Below are 23,615 nucleotides of genomic sequence, written 5' to 3' on the forward strand. Positions count from 1 at the left end.
GTTAACCATGTCATCTCCCGGTATTTTGCTGTTGGCGCGCGCTGATGGCAGCGGCGTTTCTACGTCTTTCAGCTCGGCGCCGTTGAGCGCGCTCGACCCTTTTGCCGAGGCGCGAAATGTGGCGTGGCGCGGCGATGACGGGGTGTCGGCCGGGCTTGTGCGGTTCACCGGCGACGCGTTGATCGAAGACTTTCCCTACAGCGAGACGCTGGTGGTGCACGCCGGCCATGTGGTGCTGAGCAGTGCGGAGCAGACGCTGGAGTTGGGCGTCGGTGACAGTGCGGTGATTGGCCGTGGCAGTCGGGTGGCGGTGCACGCCAGCACTGGCAGTGAGTGGGCGTTTTGTGCGGTGGATGTGGAGGGTGCGCCGGCGCGTCCCGGTTTGACGCTGTTGCCGGCGCATCTGTGGCTGGAGCCGTCGGCGACGCTGGAGCCGCCGATTTTGATCGGGCCTGCGCCGCAGTGTCGGGCGTTGAGTCTGTTCGAGGATGAGGTGACGGATTTAAAGGTTGGGATCTGGGATTCGACGCCGTATCAGCGCCATGGTCGTGCGCATCGGTTGCATGAGTTGATGCATCTGTTGGAGGGGAGCGTGACGTTGGCCGATGATGAGGGCGGTGAGGTGACGGTTAATCCGGGGGATACGGTTTTTGTGGTGAAGGGGGCGTTTTGTGCGTGGACCAGTGCGGTGTATGTGCGCAAGGTTTATGCGGTGAAATGATTTTTCAGATCAAGATCAAGGGCGTCTGCCTGGGGGCAGACTGTTTCGCCTTCGGCGACTTACTTTTGAAAAGCACCAAAAGTAACCAAAAGTGCCTGCTCTCGGTTTGGCCCTTCCTTCGTCAGGGTTCCCTCACTTCGACGACGCTCCGTGGGCCCGCGCCGAACGGACATCCATGTCCTGACGGCGCTCTCGCCGCATCCATGCGGCTCGGCCCACTCCGCGTCGTCTGCGTTCAGCCTGCACCAAAGTCGCGTTCTGCGGTGTTTGAACGTTTTGTGTTTGAAGATCAAAAGCGCTTAGTAGGACCGGCTTTAGCCGGGAAGCCTTTGATCTTGATCGTTCCCACGCTCTGCGTGGGAACGCATCCCCTGACGCTCCGCGTCACCGGTCTCACTGATGCAACGCGCGCTGTTAGTGGGACCGGCTTTAGCCGGGAAGAGGCCAGTCAGAGCGCCGACGATGTTGCGGTGTAACGCCTGCTCCCCGGTCGAACTCGCCGTTCACACCTTCAACGCATCTTCCAGAAACGCCACTAACGCTTGCACCCGCGGACTACGGAGTTTGCGTGAGGGCACGAGGAGGTTGATGGGGGCGCTGTCGAAGTTCCAATCGGCGAGGACGCGGACGAGGTTGCCGCTGGCGATGGCGTCGCTGACGTCCCATTGCGAGCGCAGCACCAGCCCTAGGCCTTGTTCGGCCCAGCGGCGGGCGACGCTGCCGTCGTTGGTGAGCAGGGCCGGTTCGATGCGCAGGGTTTTGCGGGCGGGGCCTTTGCGCAGGTGCCAGAGGGTGACGTCTTCGTCGTTCTCGCGGATGCAGATACAGCGGTGGGCGCTGAGTTGGTCCGGCGACGTCGGCTCACCGTCTTCGTGCAGATAGGTCGGGCTTGCGCACAGCCAGCGTTCGTTGGGTGAGAGTTGTCGCGCGGTCCAGAGGCTGTCGTTGAGGTGCCCGATGTGGATCACGGCGTCACTGTCGTGGCGATCCGGCCAGGGGGTTTCGCGCAGATCGAGGTGCAGGCACAGCTGCGGATGCAGCCGGATGAAACGCGCCAGCAGCGGTGCCAGTCGCTGGCGTCCAAAGCCGAACGGCGCCGCCAGTCGCAGGGTGCCGACCAGTCTTTCGTCCTTTTGCCGGAAGGATTCCGGTAGCGCTTCAAGCTGTTCCAGCAACAGCGCGCTTTCCCGGGAGAAGCGTTCGCCGTCGGCCGTCAGGCTCAGGCGGCGGGCATCGCGGTTGGCCAGGGTCAGGCCCAGCAATGTCTCCAGTTTACGCAGGCGCATGGACAGCGCCGGCGGCGAGACATTGAGCGCTCTGGCCGCCGCGCTCAGGGATTCGGCACGGCTCAGGGCGACCGCCAGGCGCAGGTCTTCGATGGAGATCATTCACTTTTACTTAATGATTGATGAGGCTGGATTGAACCACACCTTAACGACAGCTGAGTAGAGTGCAGCCTGTCCCTCGCCACCCGAGTTCCGTCATGTCTACGCCGATCGCTTCTCTCGACACCCCCGCCGCGCTGGTGGACGTCCCGCGCATGCAGCGCAACATCCAGCGCATGCAGCAGCGCATGAACAGCCTCGGCGTGCGGTTGCGTCCCCACGTCAAGACCAGCAAATGCCTGCCGGTGATTCAGGCGCAGATCGCGGCCGGTGCGAGGGGCGTGACGGTCTCGACCCTGAAAGAAGCCGAGCACTGTTTCAACCAGGGCATCAACGACGTGTTGTACGCGGTCGCCATCGCGCCCGGCAAATTGGATCAGGCACTGGCGCTGCGGCGCGCCGGCTGCAACCTGAGCGTGCTCACCGACAGCGTTCAGGGCGCCCATGCCATCGTCGCCTTCGCGAAGAAGCACGATGAACGATTCCCCGTCTGGATTGAGGTTGACTGCGACGGCCATCGCTCGGGCCTCGCCGCTGAAGGCCCAGCGCTGATCGACGTCGCGCGCATCCTGAGCGAAGGCGGCGTGCAGCTGCGCGGCGTGATGACCCACGCCGGTTCCAGCTACGAACTCGACAACCCCGAAGCCCTGCAAGCCCTCGCCGAACAGGAGCGCGCACTCTGCGTTCAGGCTGCTCAACGCATCCGTGACGCCGGGATGGCCTGCCCGGACGTCAGCATCGGCTCCACGCCCACCGCGCTGTCGGCCGTGAATCTGGACGGCGTAACCGAAGTGCGCGCGGGCGTTTATGTGTTCTTCGATCTGGTCATGCACAACATCGGCGTCTGCCAGGCCGACGAGTTGGCCCTAAGCGTGCTGACCACGGTGATCGGCCATCAGCAGGAAAAGGGCTGGATCATCACCGACGCCGGCTGGATGGCCATGAGTCGTGATCGCGGCACCCAGCGTCAGCGCCACGACTTCGGGTACGGCCAGGTGTGCAGCGAAACGGGTGAGTGGATCGAAGGGGCGTTGGTCACCGGCGCCAATCAGGAGCACGGGATCGTTACCTTGGGCGGCGCCGACAGTGCCGACCTCGCCACACGTTTCCCCATCGGCAGCCGCCTGCGCATTCTGCCCAACCACGCCTGCGCCACCGGTGCGCAATTCCCGGACTATCACGCCCTCGACGCCGACGGCGCGGTGCACACCTGGAGTCGTTTGCTTGGCTGGTGACATCGAGATCATTCACACGGCCGACGCAGCGGCGCCGGGCGGGCACTATTCCCAAGCAGTGGCCTACAGCGGCGTGGTCTACGTGTCCGGGCAATTGCCGGTGCGGGCCAACGGCGAGCACAGCGCCGATCAGCCGTTCGAAGTGCAGGCCTCGATTGCCCTCGACAACCTCATGGCGATCCTCCGGGAAGCGGGCCTGGGCCCAAGCGATTTGCTGAAAGTCACGGTCTACGTGGTGGGCATTGAACACTGGCCGGCGTTTGACCGACTCTATGCACAGTGCCTGGGTGAGCATCGGCCCGCCCGCGCCGTGGTGCCAGTCCCGGTTTTGCATCACGGTTACCTGATTGAGATAGAAGCCGTAGCCCGTGGCCTGCAACCCCATAACCTGCGTGAGGAACCTTCATGAACCCGCAAAAAAGCGATGTGCTGGTAATCGGCGGCGGCGTCATGGGCGCCTCCTCGACGTTTTTCCTGCAGCGGCGCGGCCGCTCGGTCACCCTGCTGGAACGCGACCAGATCGGTCAGTACGCCAGCGGCGTGAACTTCGGCAACGTCCGTCGCCAAGGTCGTTATCTGGGCCAGCTCGAACTGGCAAACCGGTCGTGGGGATTGTGGAAACGTCTGCCGGAGCTGATCGACGACGACCTGGAATTCATCCCCAGCGGGCACATGCGCGTGTGTTATCGCGAGGACGAAATCGCCGAGCTGGAGGCCTACGCCGCTGCGCCAGAGGCCGAGCAACTGGACCTGAAAATCTATCGCGGCGCCGAGTTGCACGAGCGGTTTCCCTTCCTCGGCGCAGAGGTCAAGGGCGGCTCTTACGCGCCTCACGACGGTCACGCCAATCCGCGTCTGGCGGCCCCGGCATTTGCCCGCGCGGCCGGTCGGCTTGGCGCACGCATTGAGGAGCGCACCGAAGTCGCGGACGTGCAAAAGGTCGGCGGACAGTTCCACGTCACCACCACCGACGGGCAATTGTTCGTCGCCGAGCAGCTGTTAATCACCGCCGGCGCGTGGGCGACCAGGCTGTCTCAACAGTTCGATGAACCCGTGCCCCTGGAGCCCAACGGTCCGCAGATGTCGGTGACGGAACCTGTGCCCTACGCGTTGCCGACGGTGATCGGCGTGTTCACCAAGATCAAGGAAGAGGTGATCTACTTCCGGCAGATCCCGCGCGGCAACATCATCATCGGTGGCGGCGCTCGTTGCGCGCCGGACATGGTCAACCGCCGGGCGTTTTTCAAGCCTGAAAGCCTGCTCAATCAGATGCGTCAGATGAAGCGGCTGGTTCCCGGCGCCGAGAAACTCAACATCATCCGCACCTGGAGCGGCATCGAAAGCTACACGCCGGACTCCCTGCCGGTCATGGGCCGCAGCGGCATGGTTGACGGGCTGTTTTACGCCTTCGGTTTTTGCGGCCATGGCTTTCAGCTCGGCCCTGGGGTGGGCGATGTGATGGCCGAACTGATCAGCACCGGCAGCACCAGCACGTCCATCAGCCCCTTCGACATTCGCCGGTTTACTCAGCCATCACTCGTACCGCAATTGGCGACCAGCCTACTCAGCACAGGAAAACTCATATGAGCGACGCCTACGTTTATCGCATGGCCACGGCGGCCGACATGCCCGCCGCCCACGCGCTCTCCGTGCATTTGAAGTGGCCCCATCGCGAGGCAGACTGGGCGATGGTGCAGCGCACGTCCGAGGGTTTTGTCGCTGACCATGACGGGCAATTGGTGGGCGTGGCGTTTGCCTGCCATCAGGGGGCTTATTCGTCCATCGGGCTGGTGATCGTCAGTGATCAGCACCAGAGCAAAGGCATTGGGCGCCGGTTGATGAGCCTGTGCCTGGACGCCGCCGCGCCGCGCACGCCGATCCTCAATGCCACTGAATCAGGGGCGCCGCTGTATGTGAGCATGGGTTTCGTCGAATACGCGCGGATTCAGCAGCATCAGGGCGTGCCTCAGTTGCCGCCTATATTTGCGACTGCAGGCGCGGTCGGTCGCGAAGTGACCCAGGACGAATACCCGCAGGTGATCGAACTGGCCAACGCCGGCAGCGGGCTGGATCGCACGGCGGTCCTCAATGATCTGCTGCCGATGGCGGAGTGTGTGGTGGGCGTCGAGGTGCACGGCCAACTGAAAGGCTGCGCCCTGCTCCGCCGTTTTGGTCGCGGGCACCTTATCGGGCCGGTGGTTGCGCAGAATCTGGAGCAGGCGCAACAGATGATCACGCACTTGCTGGACCTGATCCCCGGCGCGTTTGTGCGTTTCGATATTCTGGCTGATTGCGGGCTGGTGGAGTGGCTGGAAGGTCTGGGGCTGCCATGCGTTGATCGCGCGCCCCGCATGGTGCTGGGCGAACCGCCGGAGTCACGGGATGGCATTGTCCAGTTTGCGATGGTGACCCAGGCGATTGGGTGACAGTTGATTGGATGCAACACCTGGTGGGAGCGCACGCAATCCGTTGTGGGACCGGCTTTAGCCGGGAAGGCGTCATGCGTCACACCGCAAATTTGATGGCGCTCACACTGGCCTCTTCCCGGCTGAAGCCGGTCCTACAAAAACAGACCGCATGCATCCCGCCAATCAGGCAGCGCACGCAATCCCTTGTGGGACCGGCTTCAGCCGGGAAGGCGGCAGCGGCAACACCGATGGATTCAGCAGATTCTCCCTTGCAGGCCGCAACAACGGCATCTTTTGCCTGGGCCGGTTTGTTAGCGTATCGACACGTCAGGACTCGCTGTTCGCAGCACTTATCACCGCTCCAGGGAGCTAGCTGGATGACCTCATACGCTTCAAATACCCACGGCATCGAGCTGCAAAACGCCGGGCAGTTCTACATCAACGGCGAGTGGATATCCCCCGCTATCCACGCCAGTTTGCCCGTGGTCAATCCGGCCACTGAAGAGGTGGTCGCCGAGGTCGCGCGGGGTTCGGCCGAGGACGTTGATCGCGCCGTCGCCGCAGCCCGCGCTGCCTTCCCTGGCTGGTCAGCAACACCGGTGGAAGAACGCGCATCGATCCTTGGCAAAATCCACGAACTCATCCTTGAGCGCAAAGAATCCCTCGCCCAGGTCCTGTCCCTGGAAATGGGCGCGGCCATCAGTTTCTCCCGCGCCATGCAGGTGCCGCTGGCCGCCGAACACGTGCGGGTCGCCCGGGATCTGCTCTCCACCTACCCCTTCAGAACCGTTGAAGGCAGCACCGCCATCGAACGCGAGGCCATCGGCGTCTGCGGCCTGATCACGCCGTGGAATTGGCCGCTGTACCAGATCACCGCCAAAGTCGCGCCGGCCCTCGCCGCCGGCTGCACCGTGGTCCTGAAACCCAGCGAGCTGTCGCCGTTGAGCGCCCTGCTGTTCGCCCAACTGGTCCACGACGCCGGCCTGCCTCCCGGCGTGTTCAATCTGGTCAACGGCAGTGGCCCGGACGTCGGCGCCGCCATCGCCGCGCACCCTGACATCGACATGATCTCCATCACCGGCTCCAACCGCGCCGGCGCCCTCGTCGCGCAAGCGGCGGCAGTGACGGTGAAACGCGTGACCCAGGAGCTGGGCGGCAAGTCGCCGAACGTGATGCTGCCCGACGCCGACTTCGCCAAGGTCGTGCCGCTGGGGGTGATGTCGGCCTTACGCAATGTCGGGCAGTCGTGCAGTGCACCGACCCGCATGATCGTGCCCCGCGCCCGCCTCGCCGAAGTCGAAGCACTGGCCGCCGACACCGCCAACGCGTTGATCGTCGGTGACCCGCAATCCCCCGACACCCAACTCGGCCCGATTGCCAACGAGGCCCAGTTCAGCCGCGTCCAGGCGATGATCCAGACCGGCATCAGCGAAGGCGCAAAATTGCTGTGCGGAGGGCCGGGCCGCTTGAAAGGGTTTGAAAAAGGTTATTACACCAAGCCAACGGTGTTCTCCGAAGTCGACTCAGCCATGCGCATCGCCCAAGAGGAAATCTTCGGGCCGGTGCTGTGCATCCTCGCCTACGACACCATCGACGAAGCCGTGGCAATCGCCAACGACACGGTCTATGGCCTGGGCGCCCATGTGCAGGCGCAGGACCTCGAACTGGGCCGCGCCGTCGCCTCGCGCATTCGCGCCGGGCAAGTGCACCTGAACCACCCGGCGTGGGACCCGATGGCGCCCTTCGGCGGCTACAAGCGCTCTGGCAATGGCCGCGAGTATGGCGTGCAAGGGTTTGAAGAATACCTGGAGACCAAGGCGATTATCGGCTTCAACGCATGATCGCCCGCTCGCCGGAATTTTTGGACGTCTCCAATTGTGGGACCGGCTTCACCCGGGAAGGCGTCATTCGTGACACCGCAAAATGGATGGTGCACGAACCCGCCTCTTCCCGGCTAAAGCCAGTCCTGCCAAGGTATCGCGTGCAAGACAGCATCCGAAGCCGCTAAAACCATAAATCAGCGGCCATAAAAAGGGCTGTCCGTGCAAACGGACAGCCCTTTTCAACATCAGCCCGATTTACGCCAGGCTTTTGCTCACCACTTCATACACGTCCGGCGACAGCAGGCCGGAAGCGAGGATGCGCTCCAGTTCCGCTTTCATCAGCGCTTGGCGCGCGCTGTCGTATTTGCGCCAGCGGGTCAGCGGCGCCAGTTGGCGGGAGGCGATCTGCGGGTTGAAGCCGTTCAGTTCGATGACCAGATCGGCCAGGAAGCGATAGCCCGAGCCATCCGCTGCATGGAAGTTGATCAGGTTCTGCCCGGCAAAGGCGCCGATCAAGGCACGCACCTTGTTCGGGTTCTTCATGGTGAACGCCGGGTGCTGCATCAGCGCTTTCACCCGCTCCAGCCCGCCCGGCAAGGTGCTGCCGGCCTGCACGCTGAACCACTGATCCATGACCAGCGCGTTGTCCTTGAAGTTTTCCGCGAACACTTCCAGCGCCTTGGCCTTCTCGGCCTCGAACGGCGAGTTCACCAGCACGGCCAGCGCGGTCAGGCGCTCGGTCATGTTGTCGGCGGTGTCGAACTGGTCGATGGCGGCGGCCAGCACCTCCGACTTGCCGGTCAACATCAGGTACGACAGCGCGATGTTCTGCAGCGCACGACGGGCGAAATGCTCGGACGCGGCCACGTACGGCGTCTGCTTCGACAGTTCGCGGTTGGTCTGGTAACGCTGCCACAGCGCGTCGCTCAGGTTGTCGGCCAGTTGCTGACGGGCAAACTCGCGCGCGGCGTGAATGGCGTCGACGTCCGCCACTTCGCTGATTTCGATCAGATACGCCTCGCCCGGCAGCGAGAGCATTTCCGCGACCATGGCCTGATCCAGGCTTTCGTCTGTCAGCACGGTGTGCAACGCAGTGATCAGACGCTGATCCATGACCAGGGGCTCGCCTTTCTGGTGCAGGGCGATCAGGTCCTGCAGCACCTGGACCGACAGTTGCTGACCGGCGTCCCAGCGGTTGAAGCCATCGCTGTCGTGCTGCATCAGGAACATCAGCTGATCGCGGTTGTACGGGAAGCTCAGTTTGACCGGTGCCGAGAACCCGCGCAGCAGCGAAGGTAGCGGCTGCTCGGCGATGTCGATGAAGGTGAAGGTCTGCTCGGCTTCGGTTACCGACAGCACGCGGGAAGTGTTCACCGCCGGTGCTTCGCCGTGCAGGCGCAGTGGCAGCTCCTGACCTTGAGCGTCCAGCAGACCCATGGCGACCGGGATCACGAACGGCAGCTTCTGATCCCCCGGCTGGCCAGGCGTGTTCGGCGTGCTCTGACGGAAGGTCAGGCTGTAGGTCTTCGCGGCAGCGTCGTAAGACTCGCTGACCGCCAGACGCGGCGTGCCAGCCTGGGAGTACCAGCGCTTGAACTGCGTGAAGTCGACACCGTTGGCGTCTTCCATGGCCTTGACGAAGTCGTCGCAGGTCACGGCCTGACCGTCGTGGCGCTCGAAGAACAAGTCGCTGCCCTTGCGGAATCCTTCCACGCCCAACAGCGTGTGGATCATGCCGACCACTTCCGCGCCCTTCTCGTACACGGTCAGGGTGTAGAAGTTGGAAATCTCGATGAAGCTGTCCGGGCGCACGGCGTGGGCCATGGGGCCGGCGTCTTCGGCGAACTGGTGGGTGCGCAGATAGGCAACGTCCTGGATGCGCTTAACCGTGGCCGAGTTCATGTCGGCAGAGAAGCCGGAATCACGGAACACCGTGAAGCCTTCCTTCAGCGACAGCTGGAACCAGTCGCGGCAGGTGACGCGGTTGCCTGTCCAGTTGTGGAAGTATTCGTGGGCAACGATCGCTTCGACGCGCTGGTGAGCAGCATCGGTGGCGGTTTCGGCGCGGGCCAGCACGGCGCTGGAGTTGAAGATGTTGAGGCCCTTGTTCTCCATGGCGCCCATGTTGAAGTCGTTGACGGCGACGATCATGAAGATGTCCAGATCGTATTCGCGGCCGTAGACCTCTTCGTCCCAGCGCATGGACTTCTTCAGGCTGTCCATGGCGTGCTGGCATTTGTCGACGTTTTCCGGCTCGACGAAGATGCGCAGCGTGACCTTGCGCTGGCTCATGGTGATGAAGGTGTCTTCGATGCACCACAAGTCACCGGCCACCAGCGCGAACAGGTAGGCCGGCTTCTTGAACGGGTCTTCCCATGTCGCCCAGTGGCGGTCGCCGTCCTCGGACGGGCCGGCGGCGATCAGGTTGCCGTTGGACAGCAGGATCGGGAAGGCCTGCTTGTTGGCGCTGACGGTCGTGGTGAACTTGCTCATCACGTCCGGGCGGTCGAGGTAATAGGTGATCTTGCGGAAGCCCTCGGCCTCGCACTGGGTGCAGAACATGCCGCTGGATTTGTACAGGCCTTCCAGGGCGGTGTTGGTTTCCGGGTGGATCTTCACGGTGGTGTCGAGGGTGAAGGTCTCGGACGTCGGCTGCACGGTCAGGCTGTCAGAGGTCAGCTGGTAGCCGTTGTGTGACAGGTCGCCCTCGGACAGGTCGACATCCGCCAGTTTCACCGACAGCAGCTCGAGCTGCTGGCCGTCGAGTTCCAGCGGTGGCAAGGCCGCGCCCTGGGCCAGCGCGGCGCGCTCCGGGTTGCGGCGCATCACCAACTGCGCGTGGACAAGCGAGTGGTCGTCGAACAATTCAAACGTCAGGTGGGTCTCGTCAATGAGGTACTCCGGCGCCTGATAATCCTTCAGGTAAATCATTTTCGGCTGGTCGGTGCGCATGCTGTTGTCCCTTCTTCTGCTAATACGGGCTACTGATGCACGGCGAGTTGATACGCCGTGTACTTGCGAATATTGATCACGCCGGTGTCGAAGATCAGGTACTGCCCTTTGACGCCCAACAGGGTGCCCTCGGCGACCGGATTCTTGTCCAGGTTGAAGCTGACGATCTTGGTCGGGTAGGCCTCTACCGGGTATCGGATCTCGATGGGCTCGACATCGTTCATCACCTGAATGGCCTGCAAACCAAAGCGCATCTGCAACGCGACCAGGCCTTCGGCGCAGTACTCGAACAGTTGCTGACGAATCGCCGCCAGGTCAACCGCCGGTGCGTCGCCCTTGAGTAGCGCGCGCCAGTTGGTGCGGTCGGCCACCTGACTGCGGAACAGGTCTTCAACGAAACCGGATTGCTGGCGCGTGGCGCAACGCACGATCGGCAACGCCTGACTGGCGCCCTGATCCAGCCAGCGGGTGGGCAGCTGGGTGGCACGGGTGATGCCGACTTTGACGCCCGACGAGTTCGCCAGATAGACCACGTGATCGGTCATGCAGAACTGCTCGCCCCACGCCGGATCGCGGCAGGTGCCATGCTCGTGGTGGCAGCGTTCGGGGCTCATGATGCACAGGTCGCACTGGGCCAGCTTGAGCATGCACGGGTAGCAATAACCCTGGCTGTAGCTGGTCTTCGTGCGCTTGCCGCAATGGCTGCAATGAATCGCACCCAGAAATTCAAGGCGCACGGTCTTGCCGATCAGCGGGTTGACCGGGATCTGTGAATCACCCAGCCGGAACGCGTATTCCACCCGCGAGGCCTCAAGCCGCGTGGACATTTTGTTGACGGAGCCTCTGCCGATTTCAATCAATGAATGGAGTCCGATTTGAACAGGATATTGGGCACCGGCGCCGACTTCGACGCGCATTCTTGCGGGCCCATGTAGCCGATACGCTGGTCTTCGGGCACGTTGCGCACTTCCCAGGCAATCAGCGCCTGCAGCGACAGCTCACGTTGTTCCTGGGTCAGCTTGCGGCCGTCGGACCATTTGCCGATCTCCACCGCCAGCTTCAGGCTTTCGTAGACGTCCGGGGTGATGTTTTCGATCATTTCGACAAAAGAGGACATTGGGTTCTCCCAGAATTAAGCGGGCGATTTTAATGTTTGCGGCGGGCCAGTGCACCGCCCACAAGACCTGTAGCACAACCGATGATCAGTCCGCCGACGTGGGCGCCGTTGGCGATTTCGCCAAACCCGAGCACACCGACCACACCAGACAGGCACACCACCAGCCAGATCAGCATCATCCCCAGAACACCGCGTGGTAGACGATACATGGGGTTGGGGGCGAGCAATTGAAAGATCCAGCAATGGCCAAGCAGGCCATAAAGTACCCCGGACAGCCCGCCGAACAGGCTCGGGCCGCTCCAGAAATACTGGCCGTAGTTGGAAAACGCGCTGAACGCCAGGGTCAGGCCGAGCAGCTGCCACCTGCCCTGGCGCATTTCGATGCGCCGGCCCAGCTCCCAGAACCACAGCGCGTTCATCACCAGGTGCAGCAGGCCGAAGTGAATCAACATCGGGGTGACGACGCGCCACCACTGCCCCGCAGCCAGCGACGTTTCCACCGGCAGGAAGCTGATGTACTCGCCGTTGACGCGGAAGTCGTTGAAGGTCAGCCAGCTCAAGGCCTCGAAGTTGTCGCCGAGCAAGGTGACGCCGGCGACGATCAGGCAGATCAGCAATATCGCACTGGTGACCGGGCTGCTGCGAACTTGCGCCAGCGGACTTGGCCTGCTCATGGCCACGACTTCGCGGCCCGGTGGCAACTGCGCGGTCGGGTCACCTTCGGGGTATTGCTGATAAAGCTGGCGGATGTCGTCGGCCAGTTGCGGCGCATCGGGCACCCACAGCACCTGCTCGCCCGCCTCTTCGCTGACCCGATGGGGCACGTTGAGGCGCCGCAGCAGTTCGACAAAACCACTCAGGTCGGTGTGAAGCGGCAGGCGTAAGACAGCAACCGGACTCATTGACCCACCTCCGGTCGGGTGACGTCGACCCAGACGAACTTGTTCGGGTCGATCTGGGTTTCCTGGTCCAGCCGATAGGCGACCAGCTTGCCGTAGAGCACGGCGCTGTAATCCAGGCACGCCAGATTCGGACGGATAGCCGCGGGAATGCCGCTGCGCCAGTAATGGCCGACGAACAACAGCGGTTCATTGGCGCCGTAGCGCAGCAGCGCGTTTTTCTCGCTGGGGGACAGCGGCCGCCGCGCCACCGGTTCCGGCAGCGCGTCAGGCTGGAACACCACGTCGCCGTAGGTCTGCGGGTCGTCTTCCCAGAATTTGGTGCGGAACGAGGCGCGGGTCAGGCCGTCGCCGCCGGTCAGGGTCATGCCGTGGGGCAGGCGCATGTCGGTGCCGCGCAGCAGGCGATCAAACACCGCGCTGGCAAAACTGCCGGGCTCCGCCGACGCCTGCACGAAGGCCTGATCGATGCGGCCGTCGCCGTAAACGCTGCGCAATGGCGCGATCAGGCTGGCATCCCAACAGGCGTGGACGACCCGGAAGCGCTCGGCGTCGATGAACAGCGGCAACTGATAAAACCATTTGAGAAAGTCGTGCCAGTCACCCGGATGCTGCTCGAACTGCGCCAGGGTTTCGCCCAGCAGGCGGGCATGGCGCGGCGTGTGTTCGCGCACCCACTCATGGCCGCTGTCGGGCGGCGCGGGGGTGCTCCAGCCCAGCGCGTTGAATTCATGGTTGCCCATGATGCAGAACGCCTGGCCGGCCTCGACCATGTCACGGACGATGTGCAGCGTTTCGCGGATGCGCGGGCCGCGGTCGATGAGGTCGCCGAGGAACACGGCAATGCGTTCAGGGTGGCGCCAGACGCCGGCCTGAAAGCGGTAACCAAGGGTGTCGAGCAAGTGCTCAAGGGTCTGGGCACAACCATGCACGTCACCGATCAGATCGTAGCCACGCGCGGGATCGAGCATCAGTCGCTCCCGCCGCCAAGCCGACTGCCCCAACCGAGTTTGGTCCGGCAGACTTCGTAGTAATTGTGATCGAGCGGGTGAATGAGTCGCAGCTTCTGCGGCTTCTTTTTCACGGTCACAGTGTCACCCGGCGCGCAGGTGAAGTGGTTCTGGCCATCGCAGGAAACCTGTGGGTAGATCGTCATGTCCTTTGAGACAACGATTTTCAGCTCACTGTTTCCGTCCACGACAATCGGCCGGCCGGACAGCGTGTGCGGGTACATCGGCACGATGACGATGGCGTCGAGTTTGGGGTGCATGATCGGGCCGCCCGCCGACAGCGCGTAGGCGGTGGAGCCGGTGGGCGTCGCAACGATCAGGCCGTCGGCCTTCTGGCTGCAGACGAACTGGCCGTCGATGTAGATTTCGAACTCGATCATCCGCGTGGATTTGCCGGGGTGCAGCACGACATCGTTGAGCGCGTCGCCCTGGCCGATCGCTTCACCGTGACGGCGCACTTCGGCTTGCAGCAGGAAGCGGTTTTCCACCAGATAGTGGCCGTCGAGCACTTCGGCGACTTTGACTTCCAGCTCGTCGGGGCGGATGTCCGTCAGAAAGCCCAGGCTGCCACGGTTGATGCCCAGCACCGGCACGTTGTGCTTGGCCAGCGCACGGGCAGCGCCGAGCAGACTGCCGTCGCCGCCGACGACGATGACCATGTCGCAGACTTCACCGAGCATCTTGCGCGAAGACGTCTGCAAACCATGGCCCGGCAGGACCTCGGCGATGGCGTCTTCGAGGATCACATGCAGGTGCCGCGATATCAGGAATTTCTTGAGTCGGCGAACGGTCTCCACCACCTGGGTACTGCCCAGGCGACCAATGATGCCGATATTTCGAAATTGCTCCATGGGGCTCCCGCAGGCGTGATGCGTGTAAAGAACGCGATTATGGGCGAAGGGGTCGGGTGCGGCAAATGAAGCGCTTCGCCCACCGTGCTATCACCTCGACGTTGCCGCAAAAACATAGCGTCCGCAGGAGCCGGCTTGCTAGCGAAGGCGGTGTGCCAGTCGGCGGATTGAGTGCTGGTTAATCGCGTTCGCCAGCAAGCCGGCTCCTACAGTGGATTTACGCCAAACACGCAATTGGCGTCGGGCATCGCTGGCGATATTGATCACGTGGGCGCGAGCGCCCCTCACCCGCTATCCTGCCTCGATGAATAACCCTTTCCCGACCCTGAGCACCCTGCCCCGTCAGCTTCGTACGCCCACCGTGCGTGACCTGGCGTGGGTCATTCTGTCGCCGCCCCTGCTGGCTGAAACCCAATGGCCCCACCGTCACCCACTCAGCGGCAGCGACTGGGTGCAGCAGCCCGAAGCCCTTGAAGCTTTTTTAAAGCAGCTGGATCAAGACGGCAGCGCACTCAGCGACTGGCTGGCGAGAAGTTCGACGCGGCGGCTGGGGCTGTATTACGAGCGGCTCTGGCAATTCGCGATCCAGCAGGCGCCCGGCGTGGAGCTGCTCGAAGCGAATCTGCCCATCCAGGGCGAAGGCCGCACCCTGGGCGAGCTGGACCTGCTGCTGGGTGACAGGCATGGCGTTCACCATGTCGAGCTGGCGATCAAGTTGTATCTGGGGGTTGAGGATCAGGACGGCGACGATCCGGCCCATTGGCTCGGCCCCGGCTCTCTCGACCGGCTGGATCTGAAGCTCGCCCACCTGAATCAGCATCAACTGCCCATGTCAGGGCGCCCGGAAAGCGCAGCGATCCTCGCCGAACGCGGTGTGAACACCTTCAGCGCGTCGCTCTGGTTGGGGGGTTATCTGTTTTATCCCTGGCCAAACACCGCAGCTTCGCCCCGAGGTGCCCACCCCGAGCATCTGCGCGGGAGGTGGCTGCATCAAAAGGACTGGCAGGTCTACGCAGAAAACAGCCTGGAGGGCCGCTGGCAATTGCTGCCGCGTCCGGCCTGGCTGGCGCCGGCGCGCTGCGACGACGCCTGGACACCGGGCCAGTTTCAGGACTGGCTAAACGCCCTCGACCCGCTGGCGCCGGCGCAACTGCTGGTGCGCCTGACCCGCCATGCCGACGGCCACTGGGAAGAGGCCGAGCGGGTGTTTCTGGTGTCGGACCTGTGGCCGAACCTGCCGGACCCGCGCCGCGTTACAGACTCAGTCGCAGCACCAGCGCCGCCAGAGTGATCAACAGCACCGGTACGGTCAGCACGATGCCGACGCGGAAGTAATAGCCCCAGCCGATGGTCACGCCCTTCTTCGCCAGCACATGCAGCCACAACAAGGTGGCAAGACTGCCGATGGGTGTGATTTTCGGGCCGAGGTCGCTGCCGATGACGTTGGCGTAAATCATCGCTTCCTGCAGCACGCCGTGGGCGTGGCTTGCATCAATGGACAACAGGCCGATCAGCACCGTCGGCAGGTTATTCATCACCGAGGACAGCAGTGCCGTCAGTACGCCTGTGCCCATCGCCGCGCCCCACAAACCATGCTCAGCGAAACGATCAAGCCAGGTCGCGAGGTAATCGGTCAGGCCCTGATTACGCAGGCCGTACACCACCAGGTACATGCCCAGGGAGAAAATCACGATCTGCCACGGCGCGTCTTTCAGCACCTTGCGCGTGGAAATGCGGTGGCCCTTGGCGGCAATGCCCAACAGGATCGCCGCGCAAACGGCGGAGATCGCACTGATGGGAATCCCCAGCGGTTCCAGGGCAAAACAGCCCACCAGCAAGATCCCCAGCACCCACCAACCGGTCATGAAGGTCGCGCGGTCCTTGATCGCCGAAGACGGTTCGGCCAGTTGCGAGGCGTCGAAGGTTTTCGGGATGTCGCGGCGGAAGAACAGCATCAGCACCGCCAGCGTGGCGGCGACGCTGACCAGATTCACCGGCACCATCACCGAGGCGTAGCGGTTGAAACCGATGCCGAAATAGTCGGCGGACACGATATTGACCAGGTTGGAGACCACCAGCGGCAGGCTCGCGGTGTCGGCAATGAACCCTGCCGCCATCACGAAGGCCAAGGTGGTCGCCGGCGAAAAGCGCAGCGCCAGCAGCATCGACATGACGATGGGGGTGAGGATCAGCGCGGCGCCGTCGTTGGCGAACAGCGCCGACACCAGCGCGCCGAGCAGCACGATAAACGCGAACAGCCGCCGCCCCTTACCGTTACCCCAACGCGCCACGTGCAGCGCAGCCCAGTTGAAAAACCCGGCCTCGTCGAGCAGCAGGCTGATGATGATCAGCGCAATGAACGTCCCGGTGGCGTTCCAGATGATGTGCCAGACCTGGGGGATGTCACTCAGGTGCACCACCCCGAACAGCAGGGCGAGCACGGCGCCAAAGGTTGCACTCCAGCCGACACCGAGGCCCTTGGGTTGCCAGATCACCAGGGTGATGGTGACCAGAAAAATCGCGACGGCTATCAACATCTTTTTGGAGTTCTCGGGAGCAGGATGGCGAGGATGCCCAACAGCGGCAGGTAGGAGCACAGCGTGTAGACATAGACGATGCCGTGAAGGTCCGCGAGGTGACCCAATAATGCGGCGCCGATGCCGCCGAAGCCGAACATCAGGCCGAAAAAGATGCCAGCGATCATGCCGACGTTGCCCGGCACCAGTTCCTGGGCGTAAACGACGATGGCCGAGAACGCCGACGCCAGAATGAAACCGATGATGACGCTGAGCACGCTGGTCCAGAACAGGTCAGCGTACGGCAGCGCAATGGTGAACGGCGCCACGCCCAGAATCGAGAACCAGATCACCGCCTTGCGGCCAATGCGATCGCCAATCGGCCCGCCGAAGAACGTGCCCGCCGCCACCGCTGCCAGGAACATGAACAGATGCAGCTGCGAGCTGGCGACCGTCAGCTGGAATTTGTCGATCAGGTAGAAGGTGAAGTAGCTGGTGAAGCTGGCCATGTAGAAGTACTTGGAGAACACCAGCAGCGCCAGCACCACCAACGCGCCGGTCACCCGACGTTTCGACAATCCGTGTGTCGCCGCCTGGCCGGCCTTGATCTTGAACAGCGCCAGGTGGGCCTTGTACCAGCGGCTGATGGCGTACAGCAGGCCCACGGAAAACAGCGCCACCAGCCCGAACCAGGCGATATGCCCCTGACCGAACGGAATGATGATCGCCGCCGCCAGCAGCGGTCCGATAGCCGATCCGCTGTTGCCGCCCACCTGGAAGCTCGACTGCGCCAGGCCAAAGCGCCCGCCTGAGGCCAGCCGGGCGATGCGCGAGGCTTCGGGGTGGAAGGTCGACGAGCCGATGCCGATCAACCCTGCGGCGAGCAGGATCAGCGGAAAACTGCCCACGGTCGCGAGCATCATCACCCCGCCCAGAATGCACAACGAGCCGACTGGCAACACCAACGGATTGGGATGACGATCGGTGAAATAGCCGACCCAAGGCTGCAGCAGCGACGCCGTGACCTGAAACGTCAGGGTGATCAAGCCGACCTGGGTAAAGCTCAAGCCGTAGGAGGCCTTCAGCATCGGGTAGATCGAGGGCAGGATCGACTGGATCAAGTCATTGAGCAGATGCGCCAGCGCCACCGCACCAATGATGCGCATGACCAAGGGGCTTGATGGCGTTGATTGCGGAGCGGGAACGGGTTGGGTATCGGTCGCGGGCACGGTTGCAGGGCGGGTAACGGCCATCAGGTCCATCCATCGAACGTTGATGCGCCGTCGGACTCGTTACAGAACATGTCAGCGGCACAAGGGGTCGCCAATGTGCCATTTTTTGGGGCGCCGCTGCCATGTTTTGTTGCGGATTTGTGCGTTGGGTTGCGTGAAGCAGGGGCGACAGTCAGATCGCCGTCTGCAATCTCCCCCGCGCAGTCAACGAACCTTCTACCTCATGCAGCGACACTTTGGACGTCTCCGGCAACGCCAGTCCGCCCGCCAGCGCCAGCAGCGCAATCACGATCAGGTAAAACGCCGGTGCCAGGTTGCTGCCCGTTGCGCCAATCAGCCAGGTCGCCATCAACGGCGCCGTTCCGCCGAAGATCGTGTACGCCATGTTGTAGGTGATCGCCGAAGCGGTGTAACGGGTGCGCGTCGGAAAGGTCTCCGACAACAGCGCTGCCGTCACCACGCCGCAGAGGACAGCGCCAATCGCCAGCAACATCACGCCGACGATGGACGCCACAAAGGAACCGGAACTGGCCATCAGAAACGACGGATACACCACCACGATCAGCAGGACGCAGGTGCTGAGCACCGTCTTGCGTCTCCCGACCTTGTCGGAAAATGCTCCGGCCACTGGGCAGATCGCCGCCGCGAACAGCAACGCAATCAACGACACCAGCAGCGCGGTCGCACGACTGAGCCCGCCAGCGACCTGCAAATACGTCGCGAAGTAGGTGGTGAACATGTAGAACGACAGCGCCGTCAGCGACACAAACGCGCCTAGGCAGCAGATCGCCGCGCCGTGATTGCGCAGGGTTTCCTTGAGCGGCGAATGAGCCACCGCGTGCTCCTGCTTGACCGCTTGAAACGCCGGGGTTTCGTCCAGTTTCCAGCGCAGGTACAGCCCGACCAGCCCCAAGGGCGCTGCGATCAGAAACGGCAGCCTCCAGCCCCAACTGCCCATGGCTTCGGTGCTCAAAGAGGCTTCCAGCGCGTAGGCGATGAGCGCCGCCGCCGCGAACGCCGAAAAAGTCGACACCGGCACGAAGCTGCCGTACCACGCCCGTTGCGTGCGCGGCGCGTGCTCCATCAAGTAAGCGCACGCCCCCGCGTATTCACCCCCGGCGGAAAAGCCCTGGGCGCAGCGGATGAGGGTGAGCAAGACGGGCGCCATGACGCCGATTGCCGCGTAAGTCGGCAGCAGACCGATGATGGTCGTCGCCCCGGCCATTAACAGAATGGTGAACGCCAGCGTGCGCTTGCGGCCGATGCGGTCGCCCAGCATGCCGAAGAACACCCCGCCGAGGGGTCGAAACGCGAAGGCCACGGCGAACACCGCGAAGGTTTTCAAGAGTGCGGCGCTGGCGTCGCCGCTGGGGAAGAACTGCTGGGCAATGGTCGTGGCCAGAAAGCCATACACCGCGAAGTCGAACCATTCGACGAAATTGCCGATGGCGGCCGCCACGATGACTTTTCTCAGGGTGGCAGGATCAACCTGCTCAAGGACGGGAGTGGTCATGGAAACCTCGGCGCGCGTGGGAAAGATCCGATTATCGGTACAGCGCCCTGCCCGCCCGACTCCAGAAATGTCGCCGACGTACTCAGGACCGACCTATCGGAGGGTGTGGGCCGCAGGATTCGTGCCAGTGCCCGGATGCTCGCTCCGGCGTCAGCGATGTGCGGGCGCAGAATCGAAGGTTCGCTTGCCCTGCAATCCCCCGGTGTGCAGGAAGATCAGCCGCGTGCCCTTGGCGATCCGGCCCGAGATCACTTCTCCGTGCAGCGCCAGCAATGCCTTGCCGGTGTACAGCGGTTCGAGGGGGATACCGGTTTCAGCCTCATGGTGCGCGATGAAGTCGAGTAACGCGGGATCGGTTTTCGCGAAGCCGCCACGGCTGGCGTCCAGCAAGCGGTAACCCTGAGGTTTACAGCTGGCAGGCAAAGCGGCGTTAAGCGGCTGTTGATCACGTTCGGCCAAGGTCGCTGGTTTCGACAACGACGCAGCCCCTGTGGGAGCGAGCTTGCTCGCGAAGGCCTCAAGAATGCCCTCCACATTGCCCTCAACCCCATGACCTTCGGGCACCGCCATCGCGCCAATCACCTCATGCCCGCCCGCCTCTGCCAGAACCAATCCCGCCAACGTTGTGCCGGTGCCACAGGCCAACCACCAGCCGTCGTAATCTTCCCACCCCAAATCGCTAAGCTGGCTGCGCGCCTGTTCGACGATTTCACCGCAGCCCACCCCGCCGGCAAGCCCCCCGCCGCCTTCAGGCACCGGAAACAGATGCGGATAACGCTCGCGCCACGGTACCCAGAAATCCGCTTCATGCCGCGCGCGATACCCGGCGTAACCCAGCCAGTGCAGCTCCATCCCGAACGCCTGCAGATCCAGCACCGTTGGCGTCTCGACCGCATGCCCCCGCACCAGCCCGACCGTGGCAAAACCAAAGCGCTTGCCCGCCGCCGCCAGCGCATGCAAGTGATTGGAATGCGCGCCGCCCAGGCTGATGACGCCCCGTGCGCCGGCCTGTTCAGCCGCCGCCAGATGGTGCTTGAGCTTGAACCATTTATTGCCGCTGATCAGCGGGTCGACGAGGTCCAGTCGCAGGATTGCCGCCTCCACGCCGGCTGCCTGGAGCCAGTCGAAACGGAGGGGTTGCAGCGGTGCATGAGGGAGTGGTGATGAGGGAGCAAACATGAAATCGGTCAGGCAATGGACGGTGCGCGAGTCTAGCACTCGTTGCGCAGGGGGCTCGGTTTAGAAGGCTGTGTAGGGCGATTCTTGTTCTTCATTGGGACGCGTCCGGTTCGTGTTTTCGCTATGGAACGGCGCCTGGAAATGCCTCATCTTCGCCCGCTTCAGCCCCCGTCATGGATGAGTTGACTGGTTCTTTATGGACCGGTCGGGGGCGCATTCTCCTGCCAAGGACGCTCATTCATGCTCACCGTATTGCCGCCTTTCTTTGATCACAGTCGCCATAAGCTTGTTGTTCATCGTTTGCCATTTGCGCTCGACGTCTTGGCCTTCGAGGGCGAGGAACGGCTGAGCCGGCCGTTTCATTACCGGGTGGAATTTACCTCGGTCGAGCAGGACATCGGCGCCGAGCGGATGCTGGGCAAGACAGCGCAGTTCAGCCTGCATGCTGCGGCACATACGTTGCCTGTTGCGATTCGTGGGTTGCCGGTGCTTCGGGTTGAAGCGTTGCGGACGTTGCATGGGGTCATCACCGGCTTCAAGCGGCTGTCCGGTTCCGCTGACGAGGCGCGCTATGAAGTGACGCTGGAACCGCGCTTGGCGTTGCTGGGTCGCGGGCGGCAGTTCCGGATCTATCAACATCAGTCGGTGCCGCAGATTGTCGAGAGCATCCTGCGTACGCGGCATGACTTTGAGGGGCAGGATTTTCTGTTCACGCTGGTGCGGGAGTATCCGAAGCGCGAGCAGGTGATGCAGTACGGCGAAAGCGATCTGGCGTTTATTTCGCGGTTGTTGGCCGAGGTGGGGATCTGGTATCGCTTCACTAACGATGAGCGATTGGGGATTGCGGTCGTCGAGTTTCATGATGATCAGCGGCATTACGTTCGGCCTCGGGTGAGCTTGCCGTTTCGGCCGCAGTCGGGGTTGGGCAGCAGTGGCGCGGATGGGGTTTGGGGGCTGCAGGTTAGCCATGAAGTGGTGGAGAAAAACGTTCACTTTCGGGCTTATCACCATCGGGATGCGAACGCATGGCTGGATGGCGATGTGGACCAGACGCGTGGAGACTCCACGACTTATGGCGAGGCGTATCACTATGCCGAGTCCTACAGAGTCCTCGGCGACAAGCTGGATCAGGATGAAGATTTAGAAGGTGAAAGCGGGTTTTTCTATGCCCGATTGCGGCATGAGCGGTATCTGAACAATCAGACTCGCTTAAGTGGCGTGAGCAGCAGTGCTTCGTTGGGATTGGCGCGGGTGCTGCAGACTTCCGGTGGTGCGCCGCAGGCGTTTGAGCCGGGAGCGGTGATCACTGCATTGCGGTTGCGGGCGGCTCGGAATCGAAGTTTCGAGCTTAGCTTTGAAGCGATTCCGTATTCGGAGAGCGTGTGCTTTCGGCCGCCGTTGCTGGCAAAGCCTGAGATAGCGGGCACTGTGCCAGCGCGCGTGACCAGTTCGCTGGCCAACGATCCCTACAGCCACATCGACAGCGAAGGCCGCTACAAAGTCAGCTTTCTGTTTGATCGCGACAGCTGGAAACTGGGTGAGGAAAGCCTGTGGTTGAGGTTGGCCCGACCTTATGCCGGCGACACCCACGGCCTGCACCTGCCGCTGATCTGCGGGACCGAAGTGGCAATTGCCTTCGAGCAAGGCGACCCGGACCGGCCCTACATCGCCCATGCGCTTCATGACAGTAGACATCCCGATCATGTGACGCTGCTGCGCAGCGATTACAAACGCAACGTCCTGCGCACGCCGGCGAATAACAAGCTGCGCATGGAAGACGATCGCGGCAAGGAACACATCAAACTCAGCACCGAGCACAGCGGCAAGAGTCAGCTAAACCTTGGGCATCTGGTCGACAACGAGAAGGATAAGCGCGGCGAAGGGTTTGAGTTGCGCACCGATGGCTGGGGCGCGATTCGGGCGGGAAGCGGGCTGTTCATCAGTGCGGATGAACAGACCCAGGCGCACGGTCAGCAGCTCGACATGGACGCTGCAATCGACCAGCTCGAAACCGCGCTGTCCCTGGCCCGAACCATGGCCCAGGCCGCGAGAAGTGCAGGGGCCATTCCCGCCGATACGAGCGGCCAAACGCAACTGAACGATGCGCTCACCAATCTCACAGAGCCCGGTCTTCTGCTGCACGCGCCGGCCGGCATTGGCATCGTCAGCCCCGAGGCCATCTGCGTGTCCTCCGGTCGTGAAAGCGTCGCCATCACCTCGTCACGCTCGACCGACCTCAGCGCCGGACGCAACATCACCGGCACCGCCGAAGGCGCGATCAGCCTGTGCGCCGTCACCAACGGTCTGCAAGTAAAAGCGGTTCAGGGCGACGTCCAGCTTCACGCCCAAAGCGCCGCACTGCACGCGCTCGCCCAAGAAGACATCAAGATTGAAAGCCTGGCCGGCCGGATAGAAATCAGCGCCCCGAAGGAGCTCGTCCTCAGTTGCGGTGGCGCATTCATCCGTATCAAGGATGGCGAGATCGAGCTGGGCGCGCCGGGGAACATCTATCACCGTGCCGGTTACGTGCTAAAGGGCGGTGCCACCACGCTGACCACCCCGGTGACGCCAATACCTTATGGCTATGGGGCGGGGTACACCCTGGTCGACGCGCAACAGGCCGCTGCCCGTTTCGTCCGTTACCGGATCACCACCCAGGACGGCGAAGTATTCAACGGCGTGACCGACACGGACGGCAGAACCATGCCCGTCCACACGATGTTGCCCGGACGCGTGGCGATCGACTTTCCGGAGCCCGAAGAATGGCTGAAGCC

The 23,615-nt window shown here is 62.9% G+C and carries 18 protein-coding genes and 1 pseudogene; 8 read left to right on the plus strand and 11 right to left on the minus strand.

All coding sequences use genetic code 11. The features are described from left to right. Positions 1 to 7: 7 nt before the first annotated feature. Positions 8 to 721 (plus strand): cupin domain-containing protein, encoded by a 714-nt coding sequence (locus AC0Z8Z_RS22165; RefSeq protein ID WP_485620515.1) that lies wholly within the window; start codon positions 8 to 10, stop codon positions 719 to 721. A gap of 503 nt (positions 722 to 1,224) precedes the next feature. On the opposite strand, the gene AC0Z8Z_RS22170 is transcribed toward AC0Z8Z_RS22165, so the two are convergent. Continuing rightward, the gene (locus AC0Z8Z_RS22170; protein ID WP_485620516.1) at positions 1,225 to 2,109 is read right to left on the minus strand and encodes a LysR family transcriptional regulator; all 885 of its coding nucleotides are present in this window, start codon (positions 2,107 to 2,109) and stop codon (positions 1,225 to 1,227) included. 95 nt (positions 2,110 to 2,204) lie between these two features. Between AC0Z8Z_RS22170 and AC0Z8Z_RS22175 the strand changes: the two genes are divergently transcribed. The 5 genes from AC0Z8Z_RS22175 to AC0Z8Z_RS22195 all read left to right on the plus strand — a co-directional run bounded on the left by AC0Z8Z_RS22175 (position 2,205) and on the right by AC0Z8Z_RS22195 (position 7,590). Beyond that, entirely contained in the window at positions 2,205 to 3,341 is a 1,137-nt protein-coding gene (locus tag AC0Z8Z_RS22175) for a DSD1 family PLP-dependent enzyme (protein WP_485620517.1), read from the plus strand. Continuing rightward, complete coding sequence (locus tag AC0Z8Z_RS22180; protein ID WP_485620519.1) at positions 3,331 to 3,750, plus strand: RidA family protein; 420 nt, start codon at positions 3,331 to 3,333, stop codon at positions 3,748 to 3,750. Before AC0Z8Z_RS22175 ends, AC0Z8Z_RS22180 begins: the two co-directional genes overlap by 11 nt. Continuing rightward, on the plus strand, positions 3,747 to 4,928 hold the full coding sequence (locus tag AC0Z8Z_RS22185) for an NAD(P)/FAD-dependent oxidoreductase (RefSeq protein WP_485620520.1): 1,182 nt from the start codon (positions 3,747 to 3,749) through the stop codon (positions 4,926 to 4,928). Before AC0Z8Z_RS22180 ends, AC0Z8Z_RS22185 begins: the two co-directional genes overlap by 4 nt. Then, complete coding sequence (locus AC0Z8Z_RS22190; RefSeq protein WP_485620521.1) at positions 4,925 to 5,767, plus strand: GNAT family N-acetyltransferase; 843 nt, start codon at positions 4,925 to 4,927, stop codon at positions 5,765 to 5,767. Before AC0Z8Z_RS22185 ends, AC0Z8Z_RS22190 begins: the two co-directional genes overlap by 4 nt. 359 nt (positions 5,768 to 6,126) lie before the next feature. Then, the gene (locus AC0Z8Z_RS22195; protein ID WP_485620522.1) at positions 6,127 to 7,590 is read left to right on the plus strand and encodes an aldehyde dehydrogenase family protein; all 1,464 of its coding nucleotides are present in this window, start codon (positions 6,127 to 6,129) and stop codon (positions 7,588 to 7,590) included. Between the two features lie 237 nt (positions 7,591 to 7,827). Here AC0Z8Z_RS22195 and pepN read toward each other — a convergent pair whose 3' ends face one another. Genes pepN through AC0Z8Z_RS22225 form a run of 6 tightly spaced genes read right to left on the minus strand, consistent with a single transcriptional unit; the run spans position 7,828 to position 14,401 of the window. Next, positions 7,828 to 10,524: an aminopeptidase N gene (gene pepN / locus AC0Z8Z_RS22200; protein WP_485620523.1), complete on the minus strand. Its 2,697-nt coding sequence runs from the start codon at positions 10,522 to 10,524 to the stop codon at positions 7,828 to 7,830. A gap of 29 nt (positions 10,525 to 10,553) precedes the next feature. Beyond that, a complete protein-coding gene (locus tag AC0Z8Z_RS22205; RefSeq protein WP_485620524.1) occupies positions 10,554 to 11,384 on the minus strand; it encodes a DUF2797 domain-containing protein in 831 nt (276 codons plus the stop codon). Continuing rightward, a complete protein-coding gene (locus AC0Z8Z_RS22210; protein WP_074888021.1) occupies positions 11,381 to 11,641 on the minus strand; it encodes a YeaC family protein in 261 nt (86 codons plus the stop codon). Before AC0Z8Z_RS22210 ends, AC0Z8Z_RS22205 begins: the two co-directional genes overlap by 4 nt. A 29-nt stretch (positions 11,642 to 11,670) precedes the next feature. Next, positions 11,671 to 12,543 (minus strand): rhomboid family intramembrane serine protease, encoded by an 873-nt coding sequence (locus AC0Z8Z_RS22215; protein ID WP_485620525.1) that lies wholly within the window; start codon positions 12,541 to 12,543, stop codon positions 11,671 to 11,673. Continuing rightward, positions 12,540 to 13,511 (minus strand): metallophosphoesterase, encoded by a 972-nt coding sequence (locus AC0Z8Z_RS22220; RefSeq protein WP_485620526.1) that lies wholly within the window; start codon positions 13,509 to 13,511, stop codon positions 12,540 to 12,542. The genes AC0Z8Z_RS22215 and AC0Z8Z_RS22220 overlap by 4 nt, the downstream gene beginning before the upstream one ends. Next, entirely contained in the window at positions 13,511 to 14,401 is an 891-nt protein-coding gene (locus AC0Z8Z_RS22225; RefSeq protein WP_037011709.1) for an NAD(+) kinase, read from the minus strand. Before AC0Z8Z_RS22225 ends, AC0Z8Z_RS22220 begins: the two co-directional genes overlap by 1 nt. A 304-nt stretch (positions 14,402 to 14,705) precedes the next feature. Here AC0Z8Z_RS22225 and AC0Z8Z_RS22230 point away from each other — a divergent pair, with 304 nt between their 5' ends. Further along, the gene (locus AC0Z8Z_RS22230) at positions 14,706 to 15,692 is read left to right on the plus strand and encodes a DUF1853 family protein (RefSeq protein ID WP_485620527.1); all 987 of its coding nucleotides are present in this window, start codon (positions 14,706 to 14,708) and stop codon (positions 15,690 to 15,692) included. Here AC0Z8Z_RS22230 and AC0Z8Z_RS22235 read toward each other — a convergent pair. The 4 genes from AC0Z8Z_RS22235 to AC0Z8Z_RS22250 all read right to left on the minus strand — a co-directional run bounded on the left by AC0Z8Z_RS22235 (position 15,655) and on the right by AC0Z8Z_RS22250 (position 20,841). Then, positions 15,655 to 16,938 (minus strand): arsenic transporter, encoded by a 1,284-nt coding sequence (locus AC0Z8Z_RS22235; protein ID WP_108123013.1) that lies wholly within the window; start codon positions 16,936 to 16,938, stop codon positions 15,655 to 15,657. The two genes, AC0Z8Z_RS22230 and AC0Z8Z_RS22235, sit on opposite strands and share 38 nt — an antisense overlap. Then, positions 16,932 to 18,083, minus strand: coding sequence for an MFS transporter (locus AC0Z8Z_RS22240; protein ID WP_485620537.1), 1,152 nt, complete (start codon positions 18,081 to 18,083; stop codon positions 16,932 to 16,934). The genes AC0Z8Z_RS22235 and AC0Z8Z_RS22240 overlap by 7 nt, the downstream gene beginning before the upstream one ends. A gap of 238 nt (positions 18,084 to 18,321) precedes the next feature. Further along, positions 18,322 to 19,662 (minus strand): MFS transporter, encoded by a 1,341-nt coding sequence (locus tag AC0Z8Z_RS22245; protein WP_485620528.1) that lies wholly within the window; start codon positions 19,660 to 19,662, stop codon positions 18,322 to 18,324. A gap of 150 nt (positions 19,663 to 19,812) precedes the next feature. Then, positions 19,813 to 20,841, minus strand: coding sequence for a 1-aminocyclopropane-1-carboxylate deaminase/D-cysteine desulfhydrase (locus tag AC0Z8Z_RS22250; RefSeq protein ID WP_485620529.1), 1,029 nt, complete (start codon positions 20,839 to 20,841; stop codon positions 19,813 to 19,815). Between the two features lie 240 nt (positions 20,842 to 21,081). On the opposite strand from AC0Z8Z_RS22250, the pseudogene AC0Z8Z_RS22255 reads away from it, so the two are divergent. Further along, a pseudogene (locus AC0Z8Z_RS22255) lies at positions 21,082 to 23,418 on the plus strand (type VI secretion system Vgr family protein); the annotation flags it as partial. Positions 23,419 to 23,615: the final 197 nt, after the last annotated feature.

Source organism: Pseudomonas sp. 1L-C-7-B-C1, from assembly GCF_057291635.1.